Origin of the sequence: Clostridium sp. CM028, assembly GCF_030585565.1 — a bacterium.
GTDB lineage: Bacteria > Bacillota > Clostridia > Clostridiales > Clostridiaceae > Clostridium_AD > Clostridium_AD estertheticum_B.
This window is the reverse complement of record NZ_CP077766.1, coordinates 1815366-1836216: the sequence shown is the minus strand read 5'-3', so window position 1 is coordinate 1836216 and position 20851 is coordinate 1815366. Positions and strand designations below refer to the sequence as shown.

The window sequence follows — 20851 nt, the reverse complement described above, 5'->3', positions numbered from 1 at the left end:
AAATATTATAGTAGCTATAGTAAACTATATGTAGAATATAATCGAATTATAGGAGTGTATATAAAAGTATGGAAGTAGTAAAAGTAAAAACAGAAGATGGTAAGGAAAGATATTTTGTTGCAGATGATAATGGATTGCCTATAGAACCAATATTAAAATTTATTAGGTTTAAGGATAACACCAATTTTGCGAGAAATACTTTAAGAATGTATTGTCAGCATTTAAAGTTGTACTTTGAATATCTACAACAAAGAGAATTAGATTTTCAAAAGGTAACTATTGATGACTTAGCTTTATTCGTGAACTGGTTACAGAATCCTTATAAGAGTTTAAAGGTAATTCCAACGCATCAAGTTGATGAAGCAAGAAGTCCAAGAACAGTAAATATTATAGTAAATGCAGTTTTATCGTTTTACGACTATATTTTAAGACACGAGGAATATAGCAATAACATTTCAGATAGACTTAAAAAGTTTGTATCTACTCCAAGTAGAAACTTTAAAGGTTTCTTATATGGAATAGCTCATGAACAAAAGAAAGTTTCAAGTAATATATTAAGATTAAAAGTCCCTAAGTCTAAACCTAAAACCATATCTAAGGACGAAATAGGAACGCTCGTTAGAGCTTGTAATAACCTTAGAGATAAGTTTCTATTAATATTGCTATATGAAACTGGAATGAGAATAGGCGAAGCCTTATCGTTATGGATTGAAGATTTTGATATAAGTGACATGATTATAGACCTACAAGATAGAGGCGAACTTGAAAATAACGCAGAGATTAAAACAGTGTCAAGTCCAAGAAGGATTGATATATCACAGAATTTAGCCGATACGTTTATGGAATATATAGCTGAATATCATACCGAAGAAGTTGAAACTAACCATATATTCATAAAACTAAGTGGTGAAAACAAGTATAAAGCTATGCATTATGTTGATGTTGATAATTTATTTAGAACATTAAAAAAGAAAACTGATATATATGTTACACCCCATATGTTTAGGCATACATCAATAACTACTCTTAGAATGGCGGGTTGGCAACCAGAATTACTTAGAATAAGAGCAGGACATAAAAATATTTATACTACTATGAATACTTATATTCACCCTTCTGACAAAGAAATAACGGAAGAGTTTAATAAAACTCAACCGAATTTGAGATTAGATATTTACAATGAAGGGGATGAATAAGATGAAAAATTTACAACGGATAAAAGGTAATCAACAAAGTAAGTATGATGAAATAATTGAGTATTTGAAGCAAGATAATGGATATTGGCTAGAGAATGATAAATGGGATTTAACAGAAGAATTTTTTGTAAGAAAAAAAGTTTATACTTCAAGATATATTGACTTTCTTTCTTTTAAAAATGAGCTGATAAAGAATGAAATTAAATATTATGTGTTATTTAATTTTAAGGAATATCATCTTAAAAAATCACAGTTGTTAAATATAAGTTATAGGTTAAATCCTATGGCAATCTTTATTGAAAAATCATATAAAGATATAAATAGTTTTAATATGATTGAAGATAAAAACGCATTGTTAATAAAATGGAAAAGCCATTTATTAATATCAAATATAAATACTGATAATAGCTTAAATATTTGCAATTCCATATTAAGCTCTCTATACGATTTTATTAAAGATTTTTATGATGATAGAGAAGAAACCGAAAAAGATATATGGTATTCAAAGAATATTAGAGGTGCTAAAATACCTGCAAGTGGTGCTAATAATGCAATAAATAATCAACTTAATTTTAATAATATTCCTGTTTATTATGGAGATATGGTCAAACGATATTTTAAAACTATTATAACTAAAAAGAGTTGGAATCATTGTGTTCAGATTACAAATAATTTAAATTATTTCTTTAATAAGTTTTATTCCAATGGATATAAAAATGGATTTATGGAAAATTTATCAAGACAAGATATAGAAAACTATTTATATTGGTTGGGCAATGATTATAAAGACAAAAACCCAACATACAGATGTAAATTTATATCTTATATTAGAACATTCTTAGAATATATTCAAATGGCTCAATATGATAAAGCTCCTAAAAAAGAGATATCATTTTTAATATTCCAAGATGATATTCCTAAAAGAGAATTAAATAAAGATGAAGTTAAGAAAGCTAAATTTATCCCAGAGCCTATATTAAAACAATTAGATAATAACATTATGGATTTAGATAGACCGCAGTATATATCTATTTATATTCTCCTTAGAGAAACAGGATGGCGTGGTACTGATATATTAAATCTTAGATATCATAATTGCTTAGAACAAATTTGGAATAACAAAGAGCAAAGCTATAACTACTACTTATGTGGTGAAATAACCAAAACAGATATAGCACTACTTAAAATACCTATAAGAGATAAAGTTGCTGAAATGGTTCAAAAATCTATTGATAAAGCTAAGGAGTTAAGTACAGAAGAAAATAATCCAAAGAAGTATTTATTTAATACTTATGAAGGAAAGTTAAAAGGAAGACCGTTAAACAAGGCATCATTATTAATAACTATTAAAAGGCTAATTGAACAAAAAGAAATTAGAAATATTAATGGTGAGTTATATCACTTTAGACTACATTCACTAAGACATACAAGGGCTAAGGAATATGTAGAACAAGGCATGGGAATAAGTATTATACAACAGATTTTAGGACATCAGAGCATTCAAATGACAGTTCATTATGCTACTGTTAGTGAGAATATGCTTTACGAGAAATGGAAGAATACCGAGGATTTAGAACTCTTTAAAGTAAATACTGAAACTAATGAACTTATAGAGGTAGATACATCAACTGACGCAGGAGAAAATCTTATTAGATATGAATATGTTAAAAAGAATTTAGACGCTGTAAGAGTACCATTTGGAGTATGTTTTAAAGCTTCTAAAATCCCTTGTAAGCAACAAATGAACCATTGTTTAACTTGTGCAAGTTTCTGTACTACTACCGAAAATGTCCCCGAATACGAGGAAGAAATACTAAAAGTTAAAACACAGATTGAAGTTAGTGATAAATTTGGCAGAGAATTATGGTCAGAAAAGAATAAGCAGTATCTAAATATATTAGAGAAAACATTAGGAAAAGTTAAAGAACAAAAGTTGGTTCATAAGAACGGTAAATCAAGGGAGGATTCATAATGGCAGACCATACTAAAGGATTAAAAGAATATGCAAAAAATAAAAGTAAGATTACTTTGGAAAAGGTGGATAAAGCCATTAGGGAACTTTCTTTGACTGAACAGAAAATCAACTTCAATAGTGTTTCTCAATTAGGTGGGATTTCTAAAACTTTTCTTTATAATAATGAAGAGACTAAGAAAAGAATTGAGGAACTTAGGGATAATCAAACGAGTAGGACTATGAATCAAAGAGCTAAATATGATAAAACAGCTAAATCTAAAGACATTATCATAATGGCTAAGGATAAAAAGATTAAAGAACTTGAAGAAGAGAATAGGAAGTTAAAAGAGCAATTAGAGATTCTTAGAGGTAAGTTATATGAAAAATTATAAACTACATTGTTTATATGTAGTTTATGTGCAAACATAGCTATGACAAGAGGCTTACTATCTTGTACACGAGATATAACAAGGAGAAATGAATATAATGGGGAAATTAAAAAACGGATATGTTCAAATTTATACGGGGAATGGCAAGGGGAAAACGACTGCAGCTGTAGGACTAGCTGTACGTGCAGCAGGAAATGGATATACTGTATTTATGGTACAGTTTTTGAAGGGAAGTAAAACTGGTGAAATTGAAAGTGCAAAAAAATTGGCTCCCTTTTTTAACATATTTAGGTTTGAGAAAAAAAGAGGTTTTTTTTGGACGTTAAATGCAGAGGAAAAAAATGAATTAAAAGAAGAAGTACAAAAGGGGTATGAATTTTGCAGGGAAGCATTAAAAGAAGAAAAATGCGACATACTTATCATGGATGAGGTAATGGGAGCGTTGAACAATCAACTAATAAGTGAAGAACAACTACTAGAATTAATGGAGAATAAACCTGGTAATATAGAATTGATTTTAACAGGGAGAGACGTACCTAAAGCTATAATAGATAAAGCAAACCTTGTAACTGAGATGAAGGATATTAAACATTATTTTAACGAAGGAATACCATCTAGAGAGGGTATAGAGTTTTGATTATAACCACCTCAAATTCTAAAATTAAGTTAATAATATTTAGAGTTTGAAGGGGGAATTATTATGAATATGTACAAAAACTTAGGCAAAGAATTTATTGTCAATATAACGGGGAATAGAGAAGCCGATATGGTTATTGTGGAAGAATTTAATAAAAACTCTGTTATAAATAAAGCTCAATTAAAAAAGGTTTTATGGAAGAGATTAAAAGAAAGTAATTTAATATAGCATATAAAGGTATGAGATGTTTTGCATTTCATTTAAAAGGGAACCAGGTGAAAAGCCTGAACGGTCCCGCCGCTGTAATGGTGAGAAGCTTTAAATTATACCACTGACAATTTTGTTGGGAAGGATTAAAGCGACTATGATCCAAAGTCAGAAGACCTGCCTTCATTAATACACCAAGAACGCTACGAGTGATAGGGGGTGTGACGCATATTTGTATGAAAATGCATTTTAAATTTTGCATTTTTTACAAATATGGTTGGTATTATTATCAAGCCCTTAGCATAAATGCTAAAGGGCTTAATTTTTCGTTGAGAAAGAAATTATGATTATTTTACAGAGGATAGGTAATACAATTGATAATTATAAGGAGGCATATTATGCAAATAAAGATAAAGGAATTTGCGCTTATAAACATAGGAATGCTTATGGTATCAGCAGGTTTATATTTCTTTTTAATGCCAAATAATTTAGCGACAGGTGGGGCGAATGGATTAGCAATAGTTATAAATAAATTTACAGGGGGGTTATCCGTAGGTTGGATAATGATGATAATAAACCTTATTTTGTTTGTAATAGCATTTATTGCTATCGGAAAGAGTTTTGGTGGAAAAAGTGTGTATGCAAGCTTTGGTGTAGGAGGTATTATAATTGTATTTCAAAAGTTTATACCTATTAATAATTCAATTACAGGAGATATTTTACTGGAACTTATATTTGGAATACTAATATCAGGAATAGGTACAGCTATAGTCTTTGATCAAAACGCTTCAACAGGGGGGACAGATATCTTAGCTAAGATATTAAATGAATTTTTTCATATAAATTTAGGAAAAGGAGTTTTAATATGTGATTTAATTATAATTTTAATGGCAGTTTTTGCTTTTGGAATTAAGCTATCATTATATGCAATGCTCGGAGTTATAATTAATGGCTTTCTTATAGACCACATCATAGATGGAATAAATGTGTGCAAAGAAGTTACAATTATAAGTAAGAACAGCGATAAGATAAGAAAATATATAAGAGAAAAGCTAGATAAAACATCTACTGTATATAACGGAGTAGGGGATTTTTCAGATGAGGATAAAGAAGTTGTTGTGGTTATAGTAGGAAGAAGGGAGTTTATAACACTTAAAAAATTCATAAAATTTGTTGATAAGGATGCTTTTGTAACAGTGAATAATATTTATGAAGTCTTTGGATACGGATTTAAATCCTTAAAACATTAAATAAAAATTTTAGATAGCTAATAGAGCGGATTAACAATATTTATGCCATGAAAGCAGGCAAAATTGTTAGTTATGGAATACCGAGAGAAGTCTTAACCCAAGAATTAATAAAGTCTTTTAAATATTATGTATAAACCTTCTTATATAAAATGATATTTTATATTACTTTTTATATTACTTTTTATATCAAGTACAATCTCTTCAATTATATCCTTGATTTGCATAGTCCTTGTGCCGGGTATATAAATACCATGTTTTTGTAGTGGAAGTATATATTTAGTACAATCCATATTAAATATTGACGTGGCAATCATGGGGGTAATTTCACCGTTAATGCCACCACTACATATTATTCCAATTGGACCGATTATGCTATCAATTTTATTTTTCTTGCAAAATGAGCAAATTGATTCCTCTCCACTTATACCAATATTTGCACCAGCTCTTACCATATTTGAACAAGCAAATGTATTTGTACCAAGTGCAACAATATAGATATCTAGGCCAATTTCTTTACGAATTTTTTTTATGATTGTTTGACCAAGACCTGCCCCTTGTGCGTCTATTACAGCTATTTTCATGGTAATACCTCCAAAAAATAAAATTTATAATATAATGAAATCTATTTTTATATAGATAATATTATTATACTATAATGTTTATGTATATTCTGTGTTTAGTTCAAATAAAATTACAACGTTGGTATAAATAAAATGATTATAAAAAAGCAAAAAAAATTCTCCCATAAAGGTATTAATTTTATAATTCGAGGCAAAATAAAGAAAATAATATTAATAATATAATTGATATAAATGAAGGGGAGAATTTAGTGAAAAACGAGGAAAGTATAAAGGTTATTCCTTTAGGAGGCCTTGGAGAAATAGGTAAGAATATAACAGCTTTTGAATATGCGAATGAAATCATTGTTATAGACTGTGGTATAGCCTTTCCTGATGAGGAAATGTATGGTGTAGATTTAGTAATTCCAGATATAAATTATTTAAAAAATAATGAAGAAAAAGTAAAAGGTATTTTTTTAACTCATGGACATGAAGATCATATAGGGTCGCTTCCGTACATTCTAAAACAATTGAATGTACCTATTTATGGTACTAGGTTAACGTTAGGGCTAATTGAAAATAAACTAAAGGAGCACAATATATTATCTAATTGTGAACTTCACAATGTAAATGCTGGAGAAACAATAGAACTACAAAATCTTAAAGTTGAATTCATAAGGGTTACTCACAGCATAGCAGACTCCTGTGCTATTGCCATCCACTCACCACTAGGTGTTATATTACATACTGGTGATTTCAAAATTGATTATACCCCCATTGATGGATTGGTCATGGATCTTGAACGTATCTCAAATTTAGGTAAAGAGGGCGTGCTACTTCTTATGGCGGATAGCACGAATGTGGAACGTGAAGGGCATACAATTTCTGAAAAAACTATAGGGAAGACTCTAACTAGAATAATTTCTAATGCAGAGGGAAGGGTTATTGTAGCTACATTTGCTTCAAATATTCACAGAATACAGCAGATCGTAGACGCCTCTGTGAAACATGGTAGAAAAATTGTTTTTAGTGGGAGGAGTATGGACAATATCTCACAAGTAGCTATTGAACTTGGATATCTCCATGTACCAGAAGGTTACATTATAGGTATAGATGATATGCAAAATTACCACAATAAAAATATTACAATAATAACTACCGGAAGTCAGGGCGAACCTATGGCAGGACTTGCTAGAATGGCTTTTGCTACTCATAGGAAAATCACCCTTGAACCAGAGGATTTATTTGTTATTTCTGCATCTCCAATTCCAGGCAATGAGAAACTTATATCTAGAGTAATCAATGAGCTATTCAAAAAAGGGGCAGAGGTAATTTATGAGGATTTAGAAGAAGTGCATGTATCCGGTCACGCATATCAAGAAGAATTGAAATTAATTCACGCATTAGTTCATCCTAAATATTTTATGCCAGTTCATGGTGAATACAGACATTTAAGTCACCATGCTAAGTTAGCACAAGAATTAGGTATGCAAGGCAAAGATATATTTACTATGGAAACAGGGCAGGTTTTAGAACTTACAAAGGATGAAGCTAAAGTAACAGGACGGGTACACACTGGATCTGTATTTGTAGATGGACTTGGTGTTGGGGATGTTGGCAGCATAGTGCTTAGAGATAGAAAGCACTTAGCAGAAGATGGCATGCTCACTGTTGTGGTTACTTTAGAACGCGAATCTTATAGTATTATTGCGGGACCAGACATAATAACTCGCGGATTTATATATGCAAAGGAATCGGATGAATTAATTAGTGAAGTAAAAGAAATTGTTAGGGTTGAGCTTAATAAGTGCTTAGACAAGAAAATTATTGAATGGTATGTATTAAAATCTAATATAAAAAAATCCACAGAGCGATATTTGTATGAAAAAACAAAGCGTAGGCCAATTATTCTTCCAATTATTATGGAGATTTAACAGTTTTTTTAAGCTGGTGGTATATACAAAAGTCCAGCAAAAATCATATAGTAAAACTAAAAAATTGCAGTAGTTAGTTCTACTGCTTTTTTATATTGCTATTGTATCTAAAAATAGTATTAATTTTTAACATAACAAAAGACTGCCCTGTTAGGTACAGTCTTAATTGTGATATTGTAGCATCGAAGATGATGAACAGAATCGCAGGTTATGATTTAACGTGCTGTTTTTTTCATGAATTCTTCAGAATTTACTATGTACCTTATATGAATTCCTTCACCTATTTTACCCATGTCATCATAGGCTTCCACCTTAAAGAACAATTTTTTGCCTTCTGCCTTTGATAATAAGGCTTCAGCTCTAACCTTAACGCCAACAGGTGTTGCCTTTATGTGTTTAACACTAATCTCTATACCGACGGTTGTGAACCCATCAGGTAAATTTCGTTGAACACAATTTGTTGCTGCATTCTCCATAAGCGCTGTCATAGCTGGAGTAGCATAAACATCTAGACTTCCAGATCCATAAGAAATCGCGGTGTCACTGCTGTTAATAGTCTGCTCCATAGTAAATTTCAAGTCTTTATTAAAATTGAATTCCAATTTTATCACTCCATTCCGTTTATTATTTTTTACTATACCAATACCTTATTATACCATGTTAACACCTTTAGGATAGTGTTATTATGATATGTCTTATGATATAAATTAAAATAGAACCCCATTACTGGAATTCTATTGTTTAATTGCATGGTTATATGATCTTTTAAAATATTCAAATTGAAATAATATCATAACGAATAATTCATTTCTTACTGTTTGGGCTAATTATTTAGCCACATCTATACAGTTTTCTTTGAATTTCGGAATTACTGTAATTATACAACTCTACTAATTTTATTCCTTTGGAATCAATGTGTATTTTATCTTCACAAATCATAACTACATTATTATTATATTTAGGGCTACGACTTCCACATTTTACAAAGGCTTCTTTCTCTTCATATTTTACAAAACCTAACCTTTTTAATTTTCCCAAATAGGAAGCAAATTCTTGATTCTTCTCTTTTGGATCTTCCTCTGTTAAATTGTAATTTTCAATTTCGAATGACATTCCTGGCAACATATCAGCATCGTAAATGTCAATTAGCATCTCGCTTTCTAATGTGTTTAATTCCATATATTCCCCTCCCGCTATAGTATAAAACAATGCCGGTTAGATAATTTACATATAAAGGTAAAATGCCTATCCGCAATATTTTAATTATACCACAAAGCAATACATTATTTTGTAATATTGTGTTATCATTGGTAATAATTATTCTGCAAATTTCTGCAATATTTCTAAAAATGTGCAAAACTTATTTATGTTGAGTTTACAAAACGGTATATGGGGAGGAAAGATTTTATTTGGTTTATATTTTTGATAATTCTACTAAGGCACATCCATCTATTACTTGCATTCCACTTGATTTACAAAAATTAATTATTTCAGGGCTTTCAGCTCCTGGTTGAATAAGGACTTTATCTATTTTTAAATCATGGGCTTCATGAAGAATTTTAATACCTTTATATGGATTAATGCATAAATCTAAAACTTCTACCTTGTAGGGTATATCACTTAGGGTGGTATAAATCCCCTCATTTTCAATAGATGGATTTACCCCCACTACGTTAAATCCATGTTTTTTTAAGGAATTCAATATTTTATAAGCATATTTGGAAGGGTTTAATACATCCCCAACTACAACCCAGTTTTTATAATTTAAAAATTGACTAGCATCCAATGTTGTCATCTCCTAATAAAATTAATTTCTATAATATTATCATTCCCTAGTAGCGATAAAAAAAACATGCTAATTAGCATGTTTTTTTATTGTTATTTTATCAAAAGAAATTTGGATAATCTGTTCTTCGCTTTTTTTATTTCACTATGAAACATAAAAAACCTAACTGAATTATATGCCTATTTAAAATTTACAGAAGTAACTAAATGTCTTATATTATCGATAATTGGATTTATCACCTGTAAAAGATAGCTAAGAAAATCAGTTAATACAGGTATTGCAATACCTATTTGTTTAAGGACATATATTAAAAGGAAGACACCGAGTGTAATGCTTAATATCCTTCCAATTATTTTAAATACTGCAATACCAAGATAAGCAAGTAATATAGCTAATGCAACCATAATAATGGTATTCAGATTAATATTAGAAAAATCAACATTCATAAACACACCTCCATTATTTATAAAATTATAACTTAAACTCTAGGGCTTGGCAAAGGTAAAATATCCTAAAGTCCAATTTAAGGGTATGTGAAAATGTATTGACATAAAATATATATGGGATTATAATATAATTCGTAAGCTAAATATACGAATACGAAATATTAGTATACGAAATACATTTAAGGGGGTAATTAAGTGAAAAAAATAAATGAAAGCGTAGAAGTTGCAAGACTTTGTCAAGAGGTTATGCAGCTATTTAAACATAATATGAGTAAAGTTCTTTGTGATACAGGTATTTCTGCGCCTCAAGGTATGGTTTTGGGGCTTTTAAGTAAAAAAAAGAAACTTAAGATAACAGAACTTAGCAATGAGCTTTGTTTATCAAATAGTACAGTCTCTGGAATTATTGATAGGCTTGAAAAGCAGGAAATGGTAGTAAGAGAAAGAAGCGATGTGGATAAGAGGGTAGTCTACGTAAGTATGTCACCAAACTTTAAAGAGATGCATAAAAACTTTCATAACCAATTTGAAAAAAACATTGCAGATATAATGAGTAAGGGAAGTACAGAAGAACTTCATAAAATATTTGAAGGCTTAGATACACTTAAGAAGCTTTTAAATGACCAATAAAAATAATGCAATAACAAATGAATGGAGATGATACTTTTGATTAAATTATTTAGATTTTTAAAAGAATACACATTGCAAATAGTGCTAATAGTTATATTGATTTTTACTCAAGTACTTGCGAACCTATATTTGCCAACCTTAATGGCTAATATAGTTGATAAAGGTATAGTACAAAAGGATGTAGTTCAAACTATTTCATTTTTAGGATTCAGTGGAACTTATAAAGGAATAGATTATATTATTAGAATAGGCGGACTTATGCTATTATTCTCAGCAGGTGGAGCTATATGCTCAGTTGTAGCTGCATTCCTATCGTCAAGAACTGCTGTAGGGTTTGGCAGGATTATTCGTAATAAATTGTTTGCTAAAGTGGAAGGGTTTTCGCTGCATGAGTTTGATAAGGTCGGTACTGCAACCCTTATAACAAGGACTACAAATGATGTTACTCAGGTTCAAACAGCAACTGTAATGATTTTTTCTATTATGCTTTTTGCACCTTTAACTGCTATAGGTGGTATTGTTATGGCTTTAAGAGAGGACGCACATTTAACCTGGATTTTTGCAGTTGTAATTCCGTTACTTGGAATTATTATTGGAATAACCCTTAAATTCGCTATGCCATTATTTAAATTAATGCAAGTGAAGATAGATAAATTGAATCTTGTATTACGTGAAGGACTTACTGGTATTAGGGTTGTACGTGCATTTAATCGTATAGATACTGAAAAGGCTAGATTTGATGATGCAAATACTGATCTTATGAATAATGCTGTAAAAGTGAATAAAATCATGGCATTTTTATTGCCAGTAATGATGTTAATTATGAATGTCACAACAGTTGCTATTATTTGGTTCGGCGCTAAAAGAATAGATGCTTCAAGTATGGAAGTTGGTTCATTAATAGCATTTATACAATACGGAATGCAAATTTTATTCGGATTCTTAATGCTTGCTATGGTATTTATAATGATACCAAGGGCGCAAGCTTCTGCAATAAGAATAAATGAAGTATTAGAAATGGAACCGGAAATCATTGATCCAAAGATTACTAAATTGGCGGATAAACAAAGTGGATATGTTGAGTTTAAGGATGTAACATTTGGCTACCCAGGTGCGGATCAACCAGCCATTAGCCACATAACATTTAGTACAAGACCTGGTGAGACGACAGCTATTATTGGTGGTACAGGTTCTGGTAAATCAACTTTAATCAACTTAATACCACGTTTTTATGATGCAGTTAGTGGCTTAGTATTGGTTGATGGAGTAGATGTTCGCGAAATGAGTCAGGAAGCTCTAAGGTCTAAGATTGGTTTCGTTCCTCAAAATACTGTACTCTTTTCTGGAACTATTGCCGAGAATATTAAATATGGTAAGGATAATGCTACTATTGAAGAAATTCAGCATGCAGCTACGGTAGCACAAGCTACAGATTTTATTAATGGAATGAAAGAAGGATATGATCATCTTATTGCCCAAGGAGGAACAAATGTTTCTGGTGGACAAAAACAGCGTCTATCTATTGCACGTGCCTTAGTTAGAAAACCTGAAATATATATTTTTGATGATAGTTTTTCAGCACTTGATTTTAAAACTGATGCAAAACTACGTGAAGCACTTAAAAAAGAAACAGCAAAATCAACGGTAATAATCATTGCCCAAAGGGTTGCAACAGTTATGGACGCAGATAGAATTATAGTTTTAGATGAGGGCAAAATTGCAGGCATAGGAACTCACAAGGAACTTTTAACTAGTTGTAAGATATATCATGAAATTGTATCTTCACAGCTTTCAGAGGAGGAATTATCATGAGTGAAAATAACAAGAACAATAAATCAGGTGAAGGAGCGGGAAAAGGCATGGGGCGCTCAGGTGGACCAATGGGATCCTTCGCAGGTCCTGTAGTGAAAGCAAAGGACTTCAAAGGTACATTAAAAAGGCTTTTAAGTTATTTAAAGCCTCAAAGAACTAATTTTATTCTGGTATTTATATTTGCGATAGTAAGTACTGTTTTTACAATAGTAGGACCTAAGGTTTCAGCAAGAGCTTTAGATAAATTATTTGAAGGCATAATGAGTAAAGTTGGGTTACTTCAGTTGCATGCTCAGCAGGGCAAAATAGCAGCTTTAATAAAGTCTGATCCAGCAGTTGCAAAGAGGCCTGAAGTAATTGAGGGCCTTGCCAAAATTAAAACTGGAATTTCTAAAATAATGGATGTAAATGGTGGAAAGATAGATTTCATATACATTCGAAATATTATTCTTTTATTATTTGCATTATATATAGTAAGTACAGTTTTTGCATTTCTTCAACAATATATAATGGCTGGAGTTGCGCAGAAAACTGTTTATAATTTGCGTAAAGAAGTTGAAAATAAGCTTTCGCGGTTACCACTTAAGTTTTTTGATTCAAGAACTCATGGTGAGATATTAAGTCGTGTAACAAATGATGTTGATAATATATCAACAACGCTTCAACAAAGTCTTACACAGCTTATTACGTCTGTTGTTACAATCGTAGGTATTATCATTATGATGCTCACAATAAGCCCATTAATGACGCTGGTTGTTATATTAACTTTGCCACTATATATTGTTGTGACAGCGTTTGTAGCAAAACGATCCCAAAAATATTTTGCAGCGCAGCAAAAGGAAATTGGAGCACTTAATGGTCATGTTGAAGAGATGTATACTGGACACAAAATTGTTAAATCTTTTGGACATGAGAAGGATTCTATTGAGGAGTTTAAAAATATTAATGACAGATTATATGTTTCGGGTTGGAAAGCTCAGTTCATATCGGGAATAATAATGCCTATGATGAGATTTGTTAGTAATATAGGTTATGTAGTAGTTTGTGTTGTTGGTGGATTTTTAGCAACGCAAGGTAAAATTAGTATTGGTAATATTCAAGCCTTTATTCAATATTCTAGTCAGTTTACTCAGCCAATAGTTCAAACTGCAAATATTGCTAACATAATTCAATCAACAGTAGCTTCAGCTGAACGTATTTTTGAATTATTAGATGAGGTCGAAGAGCTTGTAGAAACTGAGGATACCAAGGTAGTTGAGCTTCCTAAGGGAGAAGTTAAGTTTGAGAATGTTGACTTTAGTTATAAAGCAGAAGAACCTCTTATTAAGAATATGAACCTTGATGTAAAAAGAGGTCATACAATTGCAATTGTTGGACCAACAGGTGCTGGTAAAACTACACTTGTTAACTTGCTTATGAGGTTCTATGAGATAGATGCAGGTTCAATTACAGTTGATGGAGTGGACATCAGAGACATAAAGCGTGGGGAACTACGTAATATGTTTGGGATGGTACTTCAGGATACATGGCTCTTTAATGGTACTATAATGGAGAACATTGCGTATGGTAAAGAGGGAGCAACTAATGAAGAAGCTATAGAGGCAGCAAGAGCAGCTCATGCGCATCACTTTATAAAGACTCTTCCTGATGGATATAATACAATACTAAATGAAGAAGCTTCAAATATATCACAGGGTCAAAAACAACTTCTTACTATAGCTAGGGCAATACTTGCAAATCCAACTATTATGATACTTGATGAAGCTACAAGTAGCGTTGATTCAAGAACAGAAGTTTATATACAAAAAGCTATGACAGAACTTATGCAAAATAGAACAAGTTTTGTAATTGCACATAGACTTTCTACAATTAAAGATGCAGAGTTAATATTAGTTATGAATAAAGGAAGTATTATTGAGATGGGGAGTCATAATGAACTTCTTGCTAAGAATGGATTCTATGCAGATCTTTATAATAGTCAATTTAGTGGAGCAAACTTAGATAATGAAGTAGTATAAATAAAAGAATAATGATAAATGAAATTTTTAAATACCCTATAGAGTAGACAAGTAAAAAAAGTCTGCCCTATAGGGTATCTTTATGCATAATTATGTTTGGGATATTACTTGTAAAGGTATAGGCATCATTTTCATCTTAAGAAATACCAGCAGAAATGCCAATGCATTGATGTTTTAGATTATTAAAACAAACATTCAAAAAGTAGTAAGAGTGACTCTTACTAGTATTTTTTTATGAAAATTTATCATGTCACGATATTTTAATATTGCAAATATAATGTAGTGAGGTGGTAATTTAATGAATCAAAAAAATTGTAAAGATAGATACGAAACACTTTCGAAAACTGTTGATATTCCTATAGAGCTGTACGAATCTATGCGTGGACAATATTTTATTGGGTATGCTGATGATTTAGTATTTGGGAAAGGTACAAGTGCATGGGCAAGATTATACAATCCAATTAATTCAGGTGTTATTTTACATGTGAATGTTTGGACTGTAACTGATGTTGCAGAGTCAGCTTTCCGTGCACAGTTTTGGTTTAACGCAACTCCTCCTGAGTCAGATGTTAAGTATGCACTTGTAACGCCTACAAATTTAAGGGTCAAACCACAACCTAGAGCAAAGGTGAAATTAGAATACGCATCTAATGTTATAGGTGAGCCAACTGGTGGAATCAAAGCTTTTGTAAGACGTGCCCAGCCTGAAACAACATTGGTGGAAAGTGAAAATGGTAAAATAATTATTGGCGAAGGTGGTAATTTCTTAATATTTCTATCAAATCCAGAAACACCAGAAGTTTTAACAGAAGGTAGGATAGCTTTTGGTTGGTGGGAAGAAAGCATAAGTAACAAATGTAATGATTAACACTTTTCTAAGCTACAAATACGTACGTTGTAAATCATACAAATAAAAAAAGACCATTAAATAGTATAACTATTTAATGGTCTTTTTTTAATTATAAAACTGAAATGTTTTCTGCTTGTGGTCCTTTAGGTCCTTTAACGATGTCAAAAGAAACTCTTTGACCTTCATCAAGTGATTTGTAACCATCTGAATTTATTTGAGAAAAATGTGCGAAAACATCTACTCCGTCTTCTCCTGTAATAAAACCAAATCCTTTTTCTCCATTAAACCATTTAACTGTACCATTCATATAATGTATACCTCCGAAATTTTATTTTCTTAAATGCTTTGTAATAGCTCACTAATAAAATTTCGATATTAAAATACTATATTTAAAAGTACCAATTGAAATATATATGTGCTACATTAATTACTATTCATTTAAGTCAATTCTTATGTTATCATAGTTTATTATAAAAAGCAAGTTATATTAACTAATTGTTTTATATTTAGCATAAAATTAATTGTAGATTAGGAGGATTAAAATGAAAGAAAATCAATTTTAAAAGGATTTTTAGATGAAAAGGGTCAGTAAAATATGCTACTATATATGTAGATAACTAATAAAGTTATAAAGATAATTATGTGACCGTAGTTATTGAAATGATTTTATTGGACAGGAACCTAAGATTCATAAGATATATGAAGAAGGCTATTCCACAAATGGAAAAGACGAGGACTAGGTCTGTACAGCGCAAAACAGATTATAGATAAAAAATATCATAATGCATTCTTAAATACAAGCATAGAAGGTAACATGTTTGTTCAAGAATTGTGGATAAAATATATTTAAAAAGCATCCTATGTGGATGCTTTTTTTGATGCATAGGAGATGCTATATAGTTTTCATAAACGTTAATTTTTTAAGCCTCATCGTAAAAATAAGTTTTTTCATGAAGAACTAAGTTTCACTTGGGAAGACTTGGATAATATAGGGCCAAAAGTTTGGTCCTATAAAGTCATCAAACAGAAATGAAGGAAGTGACATTATGGGTATTTTAAAATGTGAAAATGTTCGCAAAAATATAAGCAATAAGGAAATCTTAAAAAATATCAATTTCGAATTAAATAAAAATGAAATTGTGGGTTTGGTTGGCCCAAATGGTGCAGGTAAAACCACCTTGATGAAGCTAATGGTAGGTTTATCTAGTATTACTCAAGGAAAAATAAAGCTCTATAATTTTGATGTGGAGCAAGAATTTTTAAAATACATTAAAGAAGTTGGTGCCATCATTGAGGTGCCCATTTTCTATCCAAGTTTAACATGTTTGCAGTGTTTAAAGTTTTATGCAAAACTTAGAAATGTGGATAAAGACTCGTTATCAAAAACTATTCAATTAGTGGGTTTAGAAAATTTATAGGGTTATTTAATATTAGCACCAAAATTAATAAATATATTCTACCTACTATTGTATTTTTATTAAGGTGCTTTCCCTTCAAAATATCCCATTCCAAACTCTCTTAATATCTTAGGTACATAATTGCATCTACATTTAAACAGGAGCAAGATTTTGCATTAACACGGAATTAACATTGGATAATGTATAATAGAGTTAAGTCAAAAAATTATAATTTACAATAAACGCTTTTAGAGACAATGATTATGATTTAGTTGAAATAGCATGGAAATCAGTACTTAGGTCTATAATAGGGTTAATACTATTTAAAAGATAAATCGAGTTGGAATTATATGAAAAATCATAAGCTGGTGAAAATAATTTAAATTAGGGAGATAAGTCATTGATATTTTTAAGTTCATAAACACAGTCACGAAATTGTGACGTGATGATTTTTATGTAAAAACAAATTAAGGAATATCAATGGCTTGAGAGTTTTCGAGGGTACGGTACTACATGATAGTTTGAGAGGTGATTAAAAATGCGTCTACTTATCATAGAGGATGACAAAGAATTGTCATATGTAATGAAAATCGGACTTGAAAAAAATGGGTTTACTGCCGATGTCGCGAACACAGGATTTGAAGGTGAAGAAAAAGCCTTTGCAAATAGTTATGACACAATTTTGCTTGACCTTAATCTTCCGGATAAAGACGGGATAGAAATTTTGTCCTTTTTACGTGAAAACAATATCCACACACCGATTATTATAGTTTCAGCGCGGGGTGAAGTTCAACAAAGGGCGTTAGGACTTAATAGTGGTGCTGATGATTATATCATCAAACCATTTGACTTTGTAGAGCTTGAAGCGAGAATACAGGCCGTTGTTAGGCGTTTTTATGGACGCACGAAAAATGAAATCGATCTTGGAAAAATTAAGGTTTATCCAAATACGCGCAAGGTGTTTGTGGGTCAATTTGAAACAGTACTGTCGGCAAAGGAATTTGACATATTGGAATATCTGGCAAGTAGAAGCCCGGATATTGTATCAAGTGAAGATATTGTAGAACATGTGTATGATGAGTTTTATGACCCTTTTTCGTCCGTTTTACGCGTTCACATTGCAAATTTGCGCAAGAAGCTGACCCGGAAAGGCGGAGAAGGATTGCTGATTACGATTAAAGGGAAGGGGTATCAGTTATGCGAAAAAAAACAATGAAAATTAATTGGCTTCTTCTTTATTATTCCGGTGCGGTAACAGCACTTTTAATTCTTGTTTTCTATATTTTTGTTAGCACAATATCTGTTCCAAAATCAAATTTGCCAAAACATTTATTTGTTGCAAACGAGAAAAACATTGCTTATTCTATGCAGGGCGAAAGTATGGAAATACCTTTTAATGACAAGTACACTTCTGTTGTTACAAAAACTAATTTGGAAAATTATTATATAAGTGCGTTGCTTAAAAACATACCGATTCTTATTATATGCATTATAGGAATGTTCATTGTTGGAACAATTATCTTATCCAAAATACTAAGAAGGCAAAACGAGGAGCAAGCGCTATTGCTTGCAAAGCAGCTTTGTAATATTGGCGAAGAAAATTCGTTACCAGACCAACACCCAGCTGTTGTCAAAGAATATCAGAAAATAAAGGACAGATTGGCGGCTTATGCACTTGATTATGTCCGTCTAAGCTCCTATGTGACACACGAGCAAAAAAACATTCTTGCATTACTTCGGGCAAAACTACAGCTTTCGGAAAACTCGGATTATACGGCTGAGGTGGATAAACTCACCGATAGTTTGAACGATGTTTTGACCCTCTCCGCAACAAAAGACAGTGGGGAAACTGAAATTGTAGACGTTGCTTTAGTGTGTGCGGATGTATGTGACGAATACAGAAAAATTTACCCGCAGGTTGATTTTAATTTTGACGATTATGCTAACAATTTGGTGTATGGACGTGAACTATGGATTAGCCGCGCGGTCTCTAACCTTGTCTCAAATGCTATTAAGTACGGTGGTAGCGGAGAAATACAGGTTTCAGTTGAAAACAAAAAAGGTAGCATCATTATTACTGTTTCCGATGAAGGAGAAGGTATTGATGAAGAGGAACAGGAAAAATTATTTGATTACCAGTATAGAGTAGGCAAGCTCAAAAGAAATGGATATGGCATTGGATTAAGTATTGTGAGGCATGTCTGTGAGCTTTGTGGTGGTATTTGTTGGGTGGAAAACCGGGATGTGCGTGGCACAACCTTTTTTATGATTTTACCTGAGGCCTTAACGTTAGATTAACATTAGATTTGCTAAAATGAAATTGTTCCAAAGTGAATTCATCTAAAAAGAAATCTTCAGATGAACCACTTTGTGAAATCTAACAAATTAATTCAAGGAGGCAAAGCAATGTACATTTTTCAAAATGCAATAAAAAACGTAGGCAGAAACAAGGGACGAAATATTCTTATGGGTATTATTATCCTTATCATCATAATTACGACAGTGGTATCATTGATAATAAACAACGCAACAAGTGAAATTATTGACAATTACAAATCTGAATTCGGCGCAAAGGTTAGTATAGCGCCTGATATTGACAAAATTATGGGAAGCGGTAAGCGGGGGGGCAGATTAACTGCTGATCAATATTTATCATTTGCTAAATCTGATTATATTAAAGAAAGTAAGTTATCCGCAGAAATACAAACTAGTAGTGAGAAACTAAAGGGAATAGGTCAAGATGAAGATGAGAAAGCTAGGAAAGAAGAAGGGGAAGGAGGGTCCATTTCATCAAATGGTTCAGGTAAAGAAGTACAAATTCCAACAATGAAGCTTAAAGGCGAATCAGATATTGATAATCTTGAAGAATTTAAGGATGGAAAAAGAAAGATAATAGACGGCAGAATTTATAAAGCTGAAAATGAATGTATTTTGAGCAAAGAATTTGCAAAGCTTAATAATATTTCTGTTGGTGATAGTATTACTGTCAAAGGTAATGGAAAAAGCATTAAATTAACTGTAACAGGATTGTATTTCGATACAACAGATGAGTTCGGAGGAATGCCGATACACTCTAGTTGGGCAAATAGACGTAATGAGATTCTTACCACGTTTAATACGATAATTAATGCGAAAGATGAAGGAGTTATGATTAATGCGTCATATTATCTAAAAAACCCTGATTTATTGCCTAAGTTTGAAGCTGAATTGCGTACAAAAGGACTTGCTGACACTTTTGTGGTAAGTGCAGACGATGCAGGCTATGACAAAGTAGTCGGACCTGTGGAAGGTTTAAAAAGCATATCCATGACATTTATGATTGTTGTCCTAATATTGGGAATGCTCATTCTTGCTTTACTTTCTTCCATCTCAGTAAGAGAACGTAAATATGAAGTCGGAGTTCTTCGTGCAATGGGAATGAAAAAAGGCAAGGTAGCGGCGGGATTTATAACTGAATCACTGATAATTACCACAATATGCCTTGTAATAGGGCTTGGTATAGGAAGTGTATCATCACAACCTATAGCAAACGCCTTACTTAAAAATCAGATAACAGCGGCAGAAAATGCTTCAGCTGGCGCTGATAAAATGATGTCGTTTGGCTCAGATTCAGATACCAGTAATGATAAACCAGTCAGTGAACTAGGTGCTCATTTGAGTCTGGACTCTCTTTGGAAAATATCGCTTATTGCCCTGCTACTTGCATCAGCTTCAAGCATTGTAAGTACCAGCAAGATTACGAAATACGAACCTATCAAGATATTGATGGAAAGGAATTAGGAGGG

Annotated in this window: 21 protein-coding genes and 1 riboswitch; of the genes, 15 read left to right on the top strand and 6 right to left on the bottom strand. The window is 31.7% G+C overall.

What is annotated here, in order from left to right; all coding sequences use genetic code 11:
• Positions 1-68: 68 nt before the first annotated feature.
• The 6 genes from KTC94_RS08595 to KTC94_RS08570 all read left to right on the top strand — a co-directional run bounded on the left by KTC94_RS08595 (position 69) and on the right by KTC94_RS08570 (position 5633).
• On the top strand, positions 69-1196 hold the full coding sequence (locus KTC94_RS08595) for a tyrosine-type recombinase/integrase (RefSeq protein WP_220287858.1): 1128 nt from the start codon (positions 69-71) through the stop codon (positions 1194-1196).
• Between the two features lies 1 nt (position 1197).
• Entirely contained in the window at positions 1198-3168 is a 1971-nt protein-coding gene (locus KTC94_RS08590) for a tyrosine-type recombinase/integrase (protein WP_220287860.1), read from the top strand.
• Complete coding sequence (locus tag KTC94_RS08585) at positions 3168-3542, top strand: DUF6262 family protein (RefSeq protein WP_220287862.1); 375 nt, start codon at positions 3168-3170, stop codon at positions 3540-3542. The genes KTC94_RS08590 and KTC94_RS08585 overlap by 1 nt, the downstream gene beginning before the upstream one ends.
• Positions 3543-3636: 94 nt before the next feature.
• Positions 3637-4176, top strand: a complete 540-nt coding sequence (locus KTC94_RS08580; RefSeq protein ID WP_216303853.1) for a cob(I)yrinic acid a,c-diamide adenosyltransferase — start codon at positions 3637-3639, stop codon at positions 4174-4176.
• A 63-nt stretch (positions 4177-4239) separates the two neighbouring features.
• Complete coding sequence (locus tag KTC94_RS08575) at positions 4240-4404, top strand: hypothetical protein (RefSeq protein WP_216303852.1); 165 nt, start codon at positions 4240-4242, stop codon at positions 4402-4404.
• Positions 4395-4583: riboswitch (cobalamin riboswitch) on the top strand. It overlaps the preceding gene by 10 nt.
• Positions 4584-4781: 198 nt before the next feature.
• Complete coding sequence (locus KTC94_RS08570) at positions 4782-5633, top strand: YitT family protein (protein WP_216303851.1); 852 nt, start codon at positions 4782-4784, stop codon at positions 5631-5633.
• A gap of 140 nt (positions 5634-5773) precedes the next feature.
• Here KTC94_RS08570 and KTC94_RS08565 read toward each other — a convergent pair whose 3' ends face one another.
• Positions 5774-6214: a DUF3842 family protein gene (locus KTC94_RS08565; protein ID WP_220320436.1), complete on the bottom strand. Its 441-nt coding sequence runs from the start codon at positions 6212-6214 to the stop codon at positions 5774-5776.
• A gap of 248 nt (positions 6215-6462) precedes the next feature.
• On the opposite strand from KTC94_RS08565, the gene KTC94_RS08560 reads away from it, so the two are divergent.
• Positions 6463-8127, top strand: a complete 1665-nt coding sequence (locus KTC94_RS08560) for a ribonuclease J (RefSeq protein ID WP_220320435.1) — start codon at positions 6463-6465, stop codon at positions 8125-8127.
• Between the two features lie 215 nt (positions 8128-8342).
• On the opposite strand, the gene KTC94_RS08555 is transcribed toward KTC94_RS08560, so the two are convergent.
• The 4 genes from KTC94_RS08555 to KTC94_RS08540 all read right to left on the bottom strand — a co-directional run bounded on the left by KTC94_RS08555 (position 8343) and on the right by KTC94_RS08540 (position 10359).
• A complete protein-coding gene (locus tag KTC94_RS08555; RefSeq protein ID WP_369811890.1) occupies positions 8343-8729 on the bottom strand; it encodes a thioesterase family protein in 387 nt (128 codons plus the stop codon).
• Between the two features lie 229 nt (positions 8730-8958).
• Positions 8959-9306, bottom strand: a complete 348-nt coding sequence (locus tag KTC94_RS08550; protein WP_216303848.1) for a hypothetical protein — start codon at positions 9304-9306, stop codon at positions 8959-8961.
• Between the two features lie 235 nt (positions 9307-9541).
• Entirely contained in the window at positions 9542-9913 is a 372-nt protein-coding gene (locus KTC94_RS08545) for a CoA-binding protein (protein WP_216303847.1), read from the bottom strand.
• Between the two features lie 179 nt (positions 9914-10092).
• Positions 10093-10359, bottom strand: a complete 267-nt coding sequence (locus tag KTC94_RS08540) for a hypothetical protein (protein WP_165415082.1) — start codon at positions 10357-10359, stop codon at positions 10093-10095.
• A gap of 195 nt (positions 10360-10554) precedes the next feature.
• On the opposite strand from KTC94_RS08540, the gene KTC94_RS08535 reads away from it, so the two are divergent.
• From KTC94_RS08535 to KTC94_RS08520, 4 genes are all read left to right on the top strand, one after another.
• Positions 10555-10989, top strand: coding sequence for a MarR family winged helix-turn-helix transcriptional regulator (locus KTC94_RS08535; protein WP_220320434.1), 435 nt, complete (start codon positions 10555-10557; stop codon positions 10987-10989).
• A 36-nt stretch (positions 10990-11025) separates the two neighbouring features.
• Entirely contained in the window at positions 11026-12801 is a 1776-nt protein-coding gene (locus tag KTC94_RS08530) for an ABC transporter ATP-binding protein (RefSeq protein ID WP_220320433.1), read from the top strand.
• Positions 12798-14819, top strand: a complete 2022-nt coding sequence (locus tag KTC94_RS08525; RefSeq protein WP_216303844.1) for an ABC transporter ATP-binding protein — start codon at positions 12798-12800, stop codon at positions 14817-14819. The genes KTC94_RS08530 and KTC94_RS08525 overlap by 4 nt, the downstream gene beginning before the upstream one ends.
• 298 nt (positions 14820-15117) lie before the next feature.
• Entirely contained in the window at positions 15118-15687 is a 570-nt protein-coding gene (locus tag KTC94_RS08520; RefSeq protein ID WP_220320432.1) for a DUF6143 family protein, read from the top strand.
• A 91-nt stretch (positions 15688-15778) separates the two neighbouring features.
• Here KTC94_RS08520 and KTC94_RS08515 read toward each other — a convergent pair whose 3' ends face one another.
• The gene (locus KTC94_RS08515; RefSeq protein WP_165413285.1) at positions 15779-15976 is read right to left on the bottom strand and encodes a cold shock domain-containing protein; all 198 of its coding nucleotides are present in this window, start codon (positions 15974-15976) and stop codon (positions 15779-15781) included.
• A gap of 739 nt (positions 15977-16715) precedes the next feature.
• Here KTC94_RS08515 and KTC94_RS08510 point away from each other — a divergent pair.
• The 4 genes from KTC94_RS08510 to KTC94_RS08495 all read left to right on the top strand — a co-directional run bounded on the left by KTC94_RS08510 (position 16716) and on the right by KTC94_RS08495 (position 20846).
• On the top strand, positions 16716-17087 hold the full coding sequence (locus KTC94_RS08510; protein ID WP_220320431.1) for an ATP-binding cassette domain-containing protein: 372 nt from the start codon (positions 16716-16718) through the stop codon (positions 17085-17087).
• Between the two features lie 517 nt (positions 17088-17604).
• Positions 17605-18282: a response regulator transcription factor gene (locus KTC94_RS08505; protein WP_220320430.1), complete on the top strand. Its 678-nt coding sequence runs from the start codon at positions 17605-17607 to the stop codon at positions 18280-18282.
• The gene (locus KTC94_RS08500) at positions 18264-19364 is read left to right on the top strand and encodes a sensor histidine kinase KdpD (RefSeq protein WP_216303840.1); all 1101 of its coding nucleotides are present in this window, start codon (positions 18264-18266) and stop codon (positions 19362-19364) included. Before KTC94_RS08505 ends, KTC94_RS08500 begins: the two co-directional genes overlap by 19 nt.
• Before the next feature lie 108 nt (positions 19365-19472).
• Positions 19473-20846: an ABC transporter permease gene (locus KTC94_RS08495; RefSeq protein ID WP_220320429.1), complete on the top strand. Its 1374-nt coding sequence runs from the start codon at positions 19473-19475 to the stop codon at positions 20844-20846.
• The last annotated feature ends 5 nt before the right edge of the window (positions 20847-20851 follow it).